Origin of the sequence: Variovorax xiamenensis, assembly GCF_050916385.1 — a bacterium.
Classification (GTDB): Bacteria; Pseudomonadota; Gammaproteobacteria; order Burkholderiales; family Burkholderiaceae_C; genus Variovorax.
Genome location: NZ_CP139038.1, coordinates 4942819 through 4955708, shown reverse-complemented (window position 1 = coordinate 4955708; position 12890 = coordinate 4942819). Strand labels below are relative to the sequence as shown.

General features: G+C 65.3%; 15 protein-coding genes and 3 tRNA genes. 14 read left to right on the top strand and 4 right to left on the bottom strand.

From position 1 onward, the window contains the following. The first annotated feature begins 5 nt into the window (after positions 1 to 5). The 5 genes from SFB74_RS22585 (at position 6) to SFB74_RS22565 (ending at position 3006) form a co-directional block, all read left to right on the top strand. Entirely contained in the window at positions 6 to 1232 is a 1227-nt protein-coding gene (locus SFB74_RS22585) for an O-succinylhomoserine sulfhydrylase (RefSeq protein ID WP_432726519.1), read from the top strand. Positions 1233 to 1236: 4 nt separating this feature from the next. Beyond that, positions 1237 to 2625, top strand: coding sequence for a glutamate--tRNA ligase (gene gltX, locus SFB74_RS22580; protein ID WP_432726518.1), 1389 nt, complete (start codon positions 1237 to 1239; stop codon positions 2623 to 2625). A 35-nt stretch (positions 2626 to 2660) separates the two neighbouring features. Continuing rightward, positions 2661 to 2736: transfer RNA gene (locus SFB74_RS22575), tRNA-Ala, on the top strand. Positions 2737 to 2784: 48 nt separating this feature from the next. Continuing rightward, a tRNA-Glu gene (locus tag SFB74_RS22570) sits at positions 2785 to 2860 on the top strand. 69 nt (positions 2861 to 2929) lie between these two features. Then, positions 2930 to 3006, top strand: a tRNA-Asp gene (locus tag SFB74_RS22565). A gap of 81 nt (positions 3007 to 3087) precedes the next feature. Here the strand turns inward: SFB74_RS22565 and SFB74_RS22560 are convergent. Then, positions 3088 to 4071, bottom strand: a complete 984-nt coding sequence (locus tag SFB74_RS22560; protein ID WP_432726517.1) for a LysR family transcriptional regulator — start codon at positions 4069 to 4071, stop codon at positions 3088 to 3090. Between SFB74_RS22560 and gstA the strand changes: the two genes are divergently transcribed. After that, positions 4070 to 4777 carry a glutathione transferase GstA gene (gene gstA / locus SFB74_RS22555; RefSeq protein WP_432726515.1) on the top strand — a complete coding sequence of 236 codons (708 nt, stop codon included), beginning with the start codon at positions 4070 to 4072 and terminating at the stop codon, positions 4775 to 4777. The two genes, SFB74_RS22560 and gstA, sit on opposite strands and share 2 nt — an antisense overlap. A gap of 127 nt (positions 4778 to 4904) precedes the next feature. Then, positions 4905 to 5282: an HU family DNA-binding protein gene (locus tag SFB74_RS22550; protein ID WP_126025297.1), complete on the top strand. Its 378-nt coding sequence runs from the start codon at positions 4905 to 4907 to the stop codon at positions 5280 to 5282. A gap of 121 nt (positions 5283 to 5403) precedes the next feature. Here the strand turns inward: SFB74_RS22550 and SFB74_RS22545 are convergent, their stop codons facing one another. Then, complete coding sequence (locus tag SFB74_RS22545; RefSeq protein ID WP_432726514.1) at positions 5404 to 5613, bottom strand: hypothetical protein; 210 nt, start codon at positions 5611 to 5613, stop codon at positions 5404 to 5406. A gap of 172 nt (positions 5614 to 5785) precedes the next feature. Here SFB74_RS22545 and SFB74_RS22540 point away from each other — a divergent pair, with 172 nt between their 5' ends. Both SFB74_RS22540 and SFB74_RS22535 read left to right on the top strand, forming a co-directional pair. Then, positions 5786 to 6262: a hypothetical protein gene (locus SFB74_RS22540; RefSeq protein ID WP_432726512.1), complete on the top strand. Its 477-nt coding sequence runs from the start codon at positions 5786 to 5788 to the stop codon at positions 6260 to 6262. Between the two features lie 100 nt (positions 6263 to 6362). Then, complete coding sequence (locus SFB74_RS22535) at positions 6363 to 8189, top strand: bifunctional metallophosphatase/5'-nucleotidase (protein ID WP_432726510.1); 1827 nt, start codon at positions 6363 to 6365, stop codon at positions 8187 to 8189. Positions 8190 to 8221: 32 nt separating this feature from the next. Here SFB74_RS22535 and SFB74_RS22530 read toward each other — a convergent pair whose 3' ends face one another. Further along, on the bottom strand, positions 8222 to 8893 hold the full coding sequence (locus SFB74_RS22530) for a DUF418 domain-containing protein (RefSeq protein ID WP_432726509.1): 672 nt from the start codon (positions 8891 to 8893) through the stop codon (positions 8222 to 8224). Between the two features lie 287 nt (positions 8894 to 9180). On the opposite strand from SFB74_RS22530, the gene SFB74_RS22525 reads away from it, so the two are divergent. After that, positions 9181 to 9756, top strand: coding sequence for a BPSL1445 family SYLF domain-containing lipoprotein (locus SFB74_RS22525; protein WP_432731981.1), 576 nt, complete (start codon positions 9181 to 9183; stop codon positions 9754 to 9756). A 29-nt stretch (positions 9757 to 9785) separates the two neighbouring features. On the opposite strand, the gene SFB74_RS22520 is transcribed toward SFB74_RS22525, so the two are convergent. Next, a complete protein-coding gene (locus tag SFB74_RS22520) occupies positions 9786 to 10631 on the bottom strand; it encodes a plasmid replication/partition related protein (protein ID WP_432726507.1) in 846 nt (281 codons plus the stop codon). Between the two features lie 208 nt (positions 10632 to 10839). Between SFB74_RS22520 and SFB74_RS22515 the strand changes: the two genes are divergently transcribed. The 4 genes from SFB74_RS22515 (at position 10840) to SFB74_RS22500 (ending at position 12865) form a co-directional block, all read left to right on the top strand. After that, the gene (locus SFB74_RS22515) at positions 10840 to 11370 is read left to right on the top strand and encodes a sigma-70 family RNA polymerase sigma factor (protein ID WP_432726506.1); all 531 of its coding nucleotides are present in this window, start codon (positions 10840 to 10842) and stop codon (positions 11368 to 11370) included. A gap of 33 nt (positions 11371 to 11403) precedes the next feature. Further along, positions 11404 to 11649 (top strand): FecR/PupR family sigma factor regulator, encoded by a 246-nt coding sequence (locus tag SFB74_RS22510; protein ID WP_432726505.1) that lies wholly within the window; start codon positions 11404 to 11406, stop codon positions 11647 to 11649. Between the two features lie 225 nt (positions 11650 to 11874). Then, positions 11875 to 12114, top strand: a complete 240-nt coding sequence (locus SFB74_RS22505; protein WP_432726504.1) for an MbtH family protein — start codon at positions 11875 to 11877, stop codon at positions 12112 to 12114. A 7-nt stretch (positions 12115 to 12121) separates the two neighbouring features. Continuing rightward, the gene (locus SFB74_RS22500) at positions 12122 to 12865 is read left to right on the top strand and encodes a thioesterase II family protein (protein WP_432726503.1); all 744 of its coding nucleotides are present in this window, start codon (positions 12122 to 12124) and stop codon (positions 12863 to 12865) included. The last annotated feature ends 25 nt before the right edge of the window (positions 12866 to 12890 follow it).

Here is a 12890-nt window from a genome sequence, read left to right as displayed (position 1 = left end):
ACGAAGTGACCGACGACGAACGAACACTGCCGTCCGGGCTGCATCCCGACACGCTCGCGCTGCGCACCGGCCTTGCGCCGAGCCAGTACGGCGAGCATTCCGACGCGCTCTTCCTGACCAGCGGCTTCGTGCAGCCCGATGCCGAGACATCGATGCGCCGCTTCGCAGGCACCGAGCCAGGCTTCACGTACTCGCGCACCTCGAACCCGACCGTGACCAGCTTCGAGCAGCGCATCGCGGCGCTCGAGGGCACCGAAGCGGCGATCGGTGCGTCGACCGGCATGGGCGCGATCCTCATGATGTGCATGGGCCTGCTGAAGGCCGGCGACCATGTGGTCTGCTCGCGCTCGGTGTTCGGCTCCACGCTGAACCTGTTCGGCAAGGAGTTCGCCAAGTTCGGCGTCGAGACCACATTCGTGTCGCAGACCGATGTCGCCGAATGGCGCGCGGCCGTCAAGCCCAACACCAAGCTGCTGTTCGCCGAGACGCCGACCAATCCGCTCACCGAGGTCTGCGACATTCGCGCGCTGGCCGACGTGGCGCATGCGGCAGGCGCGCTGCTGGCGGTCGACAACTGCTTCTGCACGCCGATCCTGCAGCGTCCGGCGGCGCTGGGCGCCGACCTCGTCATCCACTCGGGCACCAAGCACCTCGACGGCCAGGGCCGCGTGATGGCGGGCGCGATCTGCGGACCCTCGAAGCTCATCGTCGACGTGTTCGGGCCCATCGTGCGTACCGCCGGCATGGCGCTGGCGCCGTTCAACGCGTGGGTCGTGCTCAAGGGCATCGAGACGCTCGGCATTCGCATGAAGGCGCATTGCGCGAACGCGATGGACATCGCGCAGTGGCTCGAGAAGCAGCCCGGCATCGCACGCGTGTACTACCCCGGGCTCGCTTCGCACGCGCAGCACGAACTGGCGATGCAACAGCAGTCGGGGCAGGGCGGCGCGGTGGTGTCGTTCGACGTGGTCGGCGACTCGCCCGAGACGGCGCGCGCCAATGCCTTCCATGTCATGAACAGCACGCGCGTGGTGAGCCTCGCCACCAACCTCGGCGATGTGAAGACCATCATCACGCATCCCGGCACCACCTCGCACGGACGCCTGACTGAGGCCCAACGCCAGGCGGCCGGCATCGGCCAGGGGCTAATCCGCCTCGCCGTCGGCCTCGAGCATGCCGAAGACATCAAGGCCGACATCACGCGCGGCCTGAGCACCCTGAATCCACGATAACGAAATGACCGGCAAAGTACGCACCCGCATCGCCCCATCCCCCACGGGCTTTCTTCATCTGGGCACGGCACGCACGGCTCTCTACTCGTGGGCCTATGCGCGCCACTACGGCGGCGAGTTCGTGCTGCGCATCGAGGACACCGACGTGGCCCGTTCCACGCAGGACTCGACCGATCAGATCCTCGCGTCGATGCACTGGCTCGGCCTCGAATACGACGAAGGCCCGATCTATCAGATGCAGCGCCTGGAGCGCTATCGCGAAGTCATCGCGCAGATGCTGGCGGCCGGCACGGCCTACCACTGCTACTGCACGCCGGCCGAGCTCGACGAGATGCGCGAGGCACAACGCGCGCGCGGCGAGAAGACGCTGTACGACCGCCGCTGGCGCCCGGAGCCGGGCAAGGTGCTGCCGCCTGTGCCCGAAGGCGTGCCGCCCGTGGTGCGCTTCTGCAATCCGCCCGAAGGCGACGTCACGTGGAACGACCTCGTGAAGGGCGAGATCACCATCAACAACCGCGAGATCGACGACCTCATCATCCTGCGGCCCGATGGTGTGCCGACCTACAACTTCGCGGTGGTGGTCGACGACTGGGACATGAACATCACGCATGTTTTCCGCGGCGACGAGCACATCAACAACACGCCGTGGCAGATCAACATCTTCCGCGCGCTGGGTGCATCGCTGCCCGAGTTCGGTCACGTGCCGGTGATCCTGGGTGACGACGGGCAGAAGCTCTCGAAGCGTCGTGGCGCAGTGAGCGTCACTGCCTACGAAGACAACGGCTACCTGCCCGAAGCGATGCTCAACTATCTCGCGCGGCTCGGTTGGAGCCACGGCGACGACGAGCTCTTTACGCGCGAGCAGATGGTGAGCTGGTTCGATGGTTCGCATCTGTCGAAGAGTCCAGCGCAGTGGGACGCGGCCAAGCTCGCGTGGGTCAATGCGCAGTACATCAAGGCGAAGAGTGGCGATGAGCTCGCATCGCTCGTTGCAGCACAGTTGCAGAAGCGAGGCATCGTTGCGGACGAGCGCTTGACTGCGATTTGCGCGCTGTTCAAGGACCGTTGCGAGACCACGGTTGCGCTCGCAGACTGGGCTGCTGCGTTCTATGCGGACATCAACGTGACCGAAGCAGATCGTGCGCAACACATCACCGATGCAGTGAAGCCCGCAATCGCAACGCTCGCTGAAAAAATGATGACGGTCGCGTGGGATAAGGCCTCGATCGCAGTTATGATCAAGGAAGTCCTCGCGACACACGCATTGAAGATGCCGGTGTTAGCGATGCCAGTACGAGTGCTTGTGATGGGAACACCGCAAACACCGTCCTTGGATTCAGTCCTCGAAATTTTTTCCCGCGAAAAAGTTATCGAACGATTGAGAAAGGCCTGAAATTCGGGCTATAATCTGAGGCTCGACACCCACACGGGGGTATAGCTCAGCTGGGAGAGCGCTTGCATGGCATGCAAGAGGTCAGCGGTTCGATCCCGCTTACCTCCACCAGAGTGTCGAGATGGTTAGAGATGCTGATCGCAGCACGTCCAAGGTTTTGACCCTATCGTCTAGAGGCCTAGGACACCACCCTTTCACGGTGGCTACCGGGGTTCGAATCCCCGTAGGGTCGCCAGTTTCACTTCAGTGAAGCAGGCACGAGTCGTCAACACTCGGTTCCGCAAGGAGCGAACGTTGTCTACCAGGAGTGGTAGTTCAGTTGGTTAGAATACCGGCCTGTCACGCCGGGGGTCGCGGGTTCGAGTCCCGTCCACTCCGCCAGTCAGAAGCCCCTGCAGTCAAAAGCTGCAGGGGCTTTTCACTTTCTGGCTGCTGAGCTTCCTCTTTGGCGTCACTCTCTGCTCAATCACTTGATCCTCTTCTTGCTTCGCGCTGCATCACGCCTGCGAGTTGCTGCTCGTTCGAGAGCAGGAAGTCGATGAAGGTGCGCACGCGACGTGGCACGGCACGGCTTGCTGGATAGAGCAGCGATGCAAGCTTGGGCGCAGGCTCGAAGTCCTGCAGCAATCTCTTGAGCCGGCCGCTGGCGATGTGTTCGTTGACGACGAACATCGGTAAGTGCGCGATGCCCAGTCCCGCTACCGCCATCGCTGCGAGGTGATGCATGTCATCCGAGCGCACGTCGGCACGCGTCTCGATCTGCAGCGGACCTTCCTGTGTCGTGAAGCTCCAGGCTTCTTCGCGTCCATCAGGACGCGTGTAAGCCAGGCACCGATGCGCAAGAACATCTTCCGGTCGTGATGGCTGCGGCGCGGCTGCGAAACAGGACGGCGCTGCGACGGTGAGGAACTTGCCGTATCCGAGTGATCGCGCGACGAGACTCGAATCGGGCAGGGCGCCCACGGCTATCGCTACATCCAACCCAAGATCGAAGATGTCGGATGGCCGCATGGTCGACACCATCTCGACGCGCAATCCGGGATGTCGAGCGAGCAACGCCGGCAGCAGCGGTGCGACAACGAAGGTCCCGAAGAGCGGCGGCAGCCCCACGCGCACAGTGCCGGCCACGGCGCGCGTGTCCGCAGCAGCTTCTTCTGCTGCCTCGGCCAACAGGTGGAAAGCTCGTGCGCAGCGCTCGTGAAACGCCGCGCCTTCTTCCGTCAGATGCAAGGCGCGTGTCGTACGCTTCAGCAACTGCACGCCAAGGTCGCTTTCGAGCCGGCCGATGGCCTTGCTCACGGCCGATGGGGTCATCTCGTGCAAGGCCGCGGCCGCGGTGAAGCTGCCTGCGTCGGCCACAGTCACGAACACGCGCGCATCGGCTTCCGAGATCGGCAATTCGTGAGTCCGGCTCATCAGTCTTGTGCCTTCAACCTGCTTTTTCATGAAGCCCCTCGTGGCCACCATGCGTGGCATGCACATGGCCATCAATCACCAACACACCCACGACAGGAGCCGTTCGATCATGAAACTCTTCTACAGCCCCGGCGCTTCTTCATTGTCTGCGCATATCGTGCTGCACGAGGCTGGTCTTGCTGCGGAGCTGATCCGCGTCGATCTCGAGACCAAGACCTTGCACGCCACCGGGCAGAGCTATCTATCGGTCAATCCAATGGGCAAGGTGCCCGCGCTCGAACTCGACAACGGCGAGGTGCTGACCGAAGGCCTTGCAGTGCTGCAGTACCTTGCCGACCTCGCACCGGCTTCGCAGCTCGCGCCGGCGGAGGGCGCCATGGCGCGCTATCGGCTGGCCGAAGTCCTGAGCTTCGTTGCGACAGAGCTGCACAAGGGCTTCGCGCCGATGTTCGACGCCGAGGTGCCGGCAAGCTACAAGCGCGGCCTGATCGCCGATACCCGGGCATTCGAGCGCGTTGCGTCGCTGGTGCAGCCGGGGCCTTTCGTTCTCGGCGAGAACTTCACGATCGCTGACGCGCATCTCTATCCGATCCTGCGCCTCGGCCGGCATGCAGGGCTCGATTTTTCGCACTGGCCGGCGGTGCTTCGCTACATGGATGAAGTCGCAAAACGTCCTTCCGTACGTGCCGCGATGCAGGCGGAAGGCCTGCTCGAAGACCGACACGAGGGCCATTGACGAGGCTTCGAAGCGACCGCGTTACATCTGGGCTCTCGCAGTCGAATAAACTCCCGCCCGCTTGCAGCTTGATTCGTGCTGCGCCGCCATAGGCAACATGGCGAAATCAAACCTACTAGGAACTCAGTTGAACCGCATCGAACTCGTCGAAAAAATCGCCGCCGCTCACAACCTCAGCAAGGCAGAAGCCGCGCGCGTTCTCGAGACCATCACCAGCTCGATCGTCGCCGCCGTGAAGAAGGACGACCCCGTCCAGATCGTCGGCTTCGGCACTTTCAAGCAAGTGGCGCGCGCCGCACGCTCGGGCTTCAACCCCAGCGCTGGCACCAAGATCAAGATCGCCGCACAGAAGGTGCCGAAGTTCGTGCCGGGCGCAGCCTTCAAGGCCGCCGTGGACCCCAAGGCTGCAAAGCGCAAGGCCGACAGCAAGGCTGTGGCTGCAAAGCCCGCAGCCAAGAAGGCCGCCGCTCCCGCCAAGAAGGCCGTGGCTGCCAAGAAGAAGTAAGTCGCGGTGACGCAGGCATCCCGGCCTTCTGCCGAGGATGCTCAATAAAAAAACGGCCCCTCGGGGCCGTTTTTTTATTGGTCGGGCGGCGCAACTGCCGCCGGCGCATTGTTTCTCTTCTTCAATCGGGCTGGATCACGCCCTCGCTCAGGTAGCGCTGGTACTCGGCGATCGGGATCGCCGTCGTCTGCATGCTGCCGGCATCGCCCCAGCTCAGCACGGCGCTGTCGGGCGCCAGTTCGATCTCGATGGGGCCCTGGGGAATGAGGATCAGGGGGCCGTCGCCGGCCCGGTATTCGACATTTCCTGTGACTTTCGCATTGGCTGCCATGTTCGTTCCTCGGGGTGTTGGGGAATGCGGGGGACGGAACTCAAGCGTATAGGAATCCGATGCTTCGCGGGTGCGCCGGCATGCGCTTATCCGTGTAGGTCGAATGGCTGTCCGTCGCCAACAACTGCCGTCATACCGGCGTCATGCGCGGCATGGCACCCTCGCGCCTCGAATGACGAAGCGCATCAGGATTCTCATCGCGTCGATCGCCTGCCTTGCCATCCTGGCGGTGGGTGTCGCGTGGCGCCTGACTGCCGGCGGCGAAGCGCAGGTGCGCACGGTCGGGGCTCAGGCAGCCCCTTCGCTGGAGATCCGCTGGCACGGCGGCGGCATCGTGCTTCAAGGCACGGTGCTGGACGCCGCCACGCAGCACACGCTCGCCGAAGGCGCGGCTGCGCGCCTGGGCGGCGAGAGCGACCAGGTGACCGACTGGCTCGACATCACGCCCACCGCGCTGCCAGTGGCAGATCCGACGGCGCTCGCCAAGCTCATCCTTCTTGGGCAGGAGGGCTGGCACCTGCAGCGCCGGCCGACCGAAGGCTGGCTCGCCGTGCAGTCGCTGACTGACGAGCGCAGCGCGCAGGCGAAGGCCCTGCTGCAGGCCGCTTTCGGCCCCGGCGTTGCGATCCGCCTCGTGCAGTTGCCCTAAGACTGCAGCCGATCTCCTGGCGAAGCGGTAGGGCCTTCATGGCGTCGTCATGTGCCATGCCCAGCATCCGCGCATTCCAAAACAAAGGAGAGAGGTTCTCATGCACTCATCGTTGAAGCATTTCGCCCTTGCTGGCGTCGTGATGGCCGCTCTGACTGCCTGTGGCGGCAGCGGCAATTCAAACAATTTCATTCCTTTCGTGCCGCCACCCACGTCCAGCAACCCGCCGGCGCCAGCACCCGCGGTGCCGGGCACCATCGACGTGAAGCTCATCGCCTTCAACGACCTGCACGGCAACCTCGAGCCGCCGAAGCTGTCGATCACCGCGCCCGCCAAGGCCGGCGGCACGGTGCCGGTGCCCGCCGGCGGTGCCGCCTACATGGCTTCGGCCATCGCCTCGCTGAAGGAAAAGAATCCGAACAACGCAGTCGTGTCGGCCGGCGACATGATCGGCGCCTCGCCGCTGGTCTCGGCGCTCTTCCTCGACGAATCGACCATCGAGGCCGTCAACGCGATGAAGATCGACTTCAACGCCGTCGGCAACCACGAGTTCGACAAGGGCCAGACCGAACTGCTGCGCATGAAGAACGGCGGCTGCGCGAAGAACACCGCGCTCGAGCCCTGCCGCGTGAACAAGAGCTTCCCGGGCGCCAACTTCGGCTTCCTCGCGGCCAACACGGTCAAGGGCGACGGCAACACGCTGTTTCCCGCCACCGGCATGAAGAGCTTCACGAAGGACGGCGCCACGGTGAAGGTGGCCTTCATCGGCATGACGCTGAAGGGCACGCCGAACATCGTCACGCCCGCCGGTGTCGCCGGCCTGAGCTTCAAGGACGAAGCCGACACGGCCAATGCGCTGATCCCCCAGCTGAAGTCGCAGGGCGCGGACGCCATCGTCGTCGTCATTCACGAAGGCGGCACCACCACCGTGGGCTACAACGACAAGAGCTGCGCGGGCCTGAGCGGCGACATCCTGCCGATCCTCAACAAGCTCGACACGGCGGTCGACGTGGTGATCTCGGGCCACACGCACCGCTCGTACATCTGCGACTACGCCAAGACCAACCCGGCCAAGCCTTTCCTGCTGACCAGCGCCGGCCAGTACGGCACGCTGCTGACCGACATCAACCTCACCATCGACACGAAGACGCGCAAGGTGACGGCCAAGGCCGCCGACAACGTGATCGTGCAGGGTGAGGCCTACACCAGCGGTGCCACCACCGTCGCGCTGACCGACCAGTACCCCGTCTTCGGCAAGAACCAGGAAGTTGCTGCGCTCATCAGCCAGTACCTTTCCATCGCCGGGCCGCTGGTGCAACGCGTGGTGGGTTCGCTCACCGCGACGGCCACGCGCACGCAGACTGCGTCGAAGGAAAGCGTGCTGGGCAACCTGATCGCCGATGCGCAACTCGCAGCGACCAGCCCGGCTGGCAAGGGCGCCGCGCAGATCGTCTTCATGAACCCGGGAGGCGTGCGCGCCGACCTCGCCCCCGCCGGCGACGGCAGCGTGACCTACGGGCAAATTTTCGCCGTGCAGCCCTTCGGCAACAGCCTGGTGGTGAAGACCATGACCGGCGCGCAGATCAAGGCGGTGCTGGAGCAGCAGTTCAACAGCGGCTCCAACACCACGGCCGCACCCAAGGTGCTGCTGCCCTCCAAGGGCTTCAGCTACAGCTACAACCTGTCGCAGCCGGCCGGATCGCGCATCAGCAACATGTCGCTCAACGGCACGGCGATGACCGATGGCACCAGCTACCGCGTGACCATGAACAGCTTCCTGGCCACCGGCGGCGACAACTTCACCGTCTTCAACCAGGGCACAGACACGCTGGGCGGCGACCAGGACGTGGACGCCCTGGAGGCCTACATCAAGGCGAACAGTCCGCTGACCCCGCCGGCAACGGACCGCATCACGGTCCTGCCTTGAGCGGCGGACGGTGATGCAAGGGCAGGCCGCGTTCAGCCGGCCTGCCCGCCCAGACGCCCCTCGAACGCGGGCTCCACCGTGGCTGTGCGAGGGCGCGCCAGCCATCGGCAGCTGAACACCGCCTGCAGCACCGGGAACGCTGCGAAGGGCATGGCGACGCCCAGCAGGAGCCCGAAGCGTGGCTCCAGCGCGTAGAACAGGGCCGTTGCAACCAGCGCTTGCGCAAGCCAGTTCGCCAGCGCCATGCGTCCCATGGGAGCGAGCTTGCGCAGCCGTTGCCGCCAGAGCGGCTGCTGGAACAGCAGCACGAAGGCCGCCATGCCGAAGACGAGCAGAAGCGGCGCAAGCAGTGCGGCCTGATGGAGCAACGCAGCAGTGGCGAAGCTGAAGGCGAGCGACACCTTCAGCAGCCGAACCCACAGGTGCCGATAGGCGACGGACTCCAGCAGCATTCGCCTGGCGAGCAGTCGCACGGCAGTCGGCTTCGATCCAGGCCGATCTGAGCGTATCGCGAAGCTCATGCCGAAGAGCAACGAAAGCTGCACAGCCGATGACGCGGCGAATTCGAGCGCCGAAGAGTTGAACAGGCTGAGCATCGGTACGACGAGCAGCGCAAAGCCACGCAGCGCGTCTGGCAGTTCAGGTCGGCGGGTGCTGCCGGCGCGCGGTTGGCGCGGCAGCCTTGCTGCGAGGTCGAATGTCATGGGAGTGCGCGATGTCGGTTCGGATGCCAGATCGCGGATGGCCGGCCGTGCGCAGCCATCCGCACCAGAGCCGCGATGCTACGAACCAGCATTGCACGAACATTGCGCGGTGCAAGGGCCGCAGGAACTCATCCGGTTCGCCGATGCCGTGACCTCGCGTAGGCCGACGCCTTCAACTCGATTTGCCCCGTTTCGACGGACTTAGCATGGACGAATCTGCCCAACGGCAGAGATCTCATTGCCGATCCATGTTCTTTTCAAGGAAGGATTCCGTCATGAAAAAAGCCATGAATTTCCGGACGCTGGCGTTTTCGTCTCTCGTGGCGGCGTGCAGCCTGGCTTTCGTCGGGTGCACCACCACGCGACCGCAGGACCAGGCCAGCAGCACGTCTTCGCGCGCTTCCATCGACGCCCAGGTCGATGCTTCGCTGTCCAAGCTGTACGACTCCGTGAAAGGCTCGCGCGACCTGGTCGCCAAGTCGAGCGGCGTGCTGGTGTTCCCGGCCGTTGTGGGCGCCAGCATGGGCGTTGGCGCCGAATACGGGCGGGGCGCGCTTCGCGTGAACGGACGCACGCAGTCGTACTACAGCACCACCGCCGGGTCCGTAGGCTTCCAGGCAGGCGCGCAGTCGAAGGCCGTGATCTATCTGTTCAACACCCAGGCGGCACTCGACAAGTTCCGCAACAGCAAGGGCTGGACTGCCGGTGCCGACGCCACGGTGGCGCTCGCGACCATCGGAGCCAACGGCAGCATCGACACGAACACGCTGCGCCAGCCCGTGGTGGGCTTCGTGATGACCAACGTGGGGTTGGAGGCGGGCGTCTCGCTGTCGGGCGCGAAGATCAGCGAGATCCAGCCGTAGGAGGGCGTTTCGCCTGACCGGCCGCAGGCTCAGTGCCCGAGCTGGGCCTGCAGTTCTGCCACTTGCCTGCGCAGCGATTCGTTCTCGGCAGTGAGTTCGGCCACGCGCTGTTGCAGCGCCTGCACCGGGTCCGTACCGGTTTCGTCTTCCGAAGATGCTTCGGCGGACTCCGCGCGCGGCTTCTTCTTCGACTCGCGCACACGCTTTGCGGCCTGCTTGAGTTCGTCCTTGCCCGCGTTCGCGGCCGAGACCTGTTCTTCGGCGGGCAGCGTGGCCACGGCCGCCGCGGTGTTGATCGAGATCACGCCCGACTTCACGGCGGCCACAAGTTCCGGCGCGGCCTGCTTCTGGATTTTTTCGATCATCCCGACCTGACTGCTGCTCAGGCGGGCTGCCCTGGCGATCGCTTCGCGGCTGTTGAGCGGCGCGGGCGGCGGCAGGGGGACTGCTGCCGTACCGTCGTCAGGCGCCGCGTCAGCGGGCGGGTCGACATCGAACGGGGCGTCGTCCGGTGAAGAGGCCGGTTCGCCCGCCACTGCCGAGCGGCCGCGCTGCAGGTCGACGATGTCCTTCTTCCTCAGCGCGAGCACGCCGCGCAGGTAGTCCGAGATGCTGCGCCGGCCGAGGTGCTGGTCGATCATCCAGAGGTGCACGTCCTCGATCGTCTTGAAGCGCGGGTTCTGCACCGTCCTGAACGGCAGGCCGTGTTTCTGGCAGATGCCGTAGCGGTTGTGGCCGTCCACCAGCACGTCGCCCCACAGCACGAGCGCGTCGCGGCAACCCTCGGCCAGGATGCTCCGCTCCAGCGCCTCGTGCTCCTCCGGTGTCATGGGATCGATATAGGCTTTGAGTTCTTCGTTGACGACGATGTTCATGGGTGCGGAATCGGGGTAGGCGCGGCATTTTAGGTGGCGCCGCCAGCCCACCCGGCGCGTGCCGGGGCTGTCTCGCTTTCGGCCGTTCAAACGTCTTAAGGGGTAAGAGATAAGGGGAGGAGCAACTGCGAAAGCGGGCCTTCTTTTGTCCAAAGATGGTAATAGTTCTTATTTGCGTTATCTCGAATTGAATACTTCAGGAGTACCCATGGACATGTCGCTTCAGCCAGCCGAGCCCACGCTGGGAGAGGTCTTCATCGCAAACCGTGCCCAGCTCCAGCGCGTCGCGCAAAAAATCGTCCGCACCGCGGACCTCGCCGACGAAGTGCTGCAGGACGCCTACCTCAAGCTCGCGGACGGCGCCTCCGTGCGCGACGTGAGCAAGCCGCTCGGCTACTGCTGCCAGGTGGTGCGCAACGTGGCCTTCGACTACCACCGCCACAACTCCGTCGAGGCCAGCTACCGCACCTACTGCGAAGACGTCGAACTCGTCAGCCCGCCGAGCAACGACGCCCCCGATCGCGTGCTCGACGGCCGCCAGGCGCTCGCCGCGATCGATCGCGTGCTCGAGGCGCTGCCCGCCCGCACCCGCCTGGCCTTCGAGCTCAACCGCCTCAGCGGCATGACCCAGCGCGAGATCGGCGTGCGCCTGGGCTGCTCGGCCACGCTCGTGAACTTCATGATCAAGGACGCCGACGCCGCCCTCGAAAGCTGCCGCTACCTGGTCCAGGGCGGCTGATGCCGCCTGGCCGTCGGCGATACCATGTCGCCGATGACAAAGCAGGACAAGGATCACGACCCGGTCTGGCAGATCGCATGGACCTGGGTGCGCCGCCAGCACGAGCGCGGCGGCCTCGACGAGGCGGCGGGCCGGGAGTTCGCGCAATGGCTCGCCTCTGATCCTCTCCACCGCAAGTCGTACGACGAGGCGGCCCGCCTCTGGCTGCTCGTAGGCCTCGTTCCGCCCGCCAACGACGTTCCCCCGCCCGACGACCGGGACGACTCCGCCGCGCGTTAGCCGCGGCTTTCCTTCTTTCCTCCCTTCCTTTCCGTGCCGCGGGGTCCCGCGGCGCGCGCCCGTGCGCGCCTTGCGCAACCAGTGTTGCCGGACCCTAAACACGTGGCCTCCCGACCCGTCATGTATCGCAAGGGAAGGTGCCTTCGCCTCGCCGCGCGACCGGAGCGAACCGCGCGAAGCCTCCTTGCCCGCCGATCGCTTTCAACAACCCCAAGAGGACCGCACATGTCTACCAGCTGCTTCGACCGTGAGGACGAGACCTTCATCGTTCTCGTCAACCACGAAGAGCAATACTCGATCTGGCCGCAATGGAAGGCCGTGCCCGGCGGCTGGAAGGCCGTCGAAGGCGTCCAGGGCGACAAGAAGGCCGTGCTCGACTACGTCGAGAAGAACTGGACCGACATGCGTCCGAAGTCGCTGCGCGACTGGATGACGCAACAGGAAAACACCCCTGCCGCAGCCTGAGGAGCGGATGCAGGCTCCCCTTTCCCTCCTGTGCCTGCCCTGCGCGGGCGCCAGCGCCACCATGTACCTGCGCTGGCGGCGGCTGCTGCCGCGCTGGGTCGAGGTCGTGCCGATGGAGCTGCCCGGCCGCGGCAGCCGCCTGGGCGAGGACTTCGTCGAAGACTTCGATTCGCTGGTCTCGCTGCTGTGCACCGAGCATGACGCCGCGCTGCGCGGCAACTTCGCGCTCTTCGGCCACAGCATGGGCGCCCTGCTGGCGTGGGGCATCGCGCAGCGGCTGCGCGCCGCCGGCCGGCCGCTGCCGCGCGCGCTGCTCGTGTCCGGCAGCGCCGCGCCTTCGCAGCGCGACCCCGATCGCTTCGTCGACATGAACGACGACGAGGCCCTCGTCGGCGACCTGCGCAAGCAGGGCGGCACGCCCGAGGAGCTTTTCGAAAGCCCCGAGCTGCTGCGCATGACGCTCGACACCCTGGCCGCCGACTACCGCGTGTGCCGGAGCTTCGCGCACGCCGGCAACGCGCCGCTGCCGGTTTCCCTGCACGCTTTTTCCGGCCGGCAGGACGACATCGAGCCCTGGCGCATGCAGGCCTGGTCCGGCGAGACCTCGCATGCCGGCTTCACGCTCGACTGGTTCGACGGCGGCCATTTCTTCATCCGGCAGCAGGAGGCCCCGGTGCTCGCCGCGCTGGTGCGGCATCTGAGCGGGGCGGCGGCGGGAGCGGAAGTCCATGCGCCTCGCGCCCTTGCCTGAACTGCTGCCGCCGGGCGCCGCCATC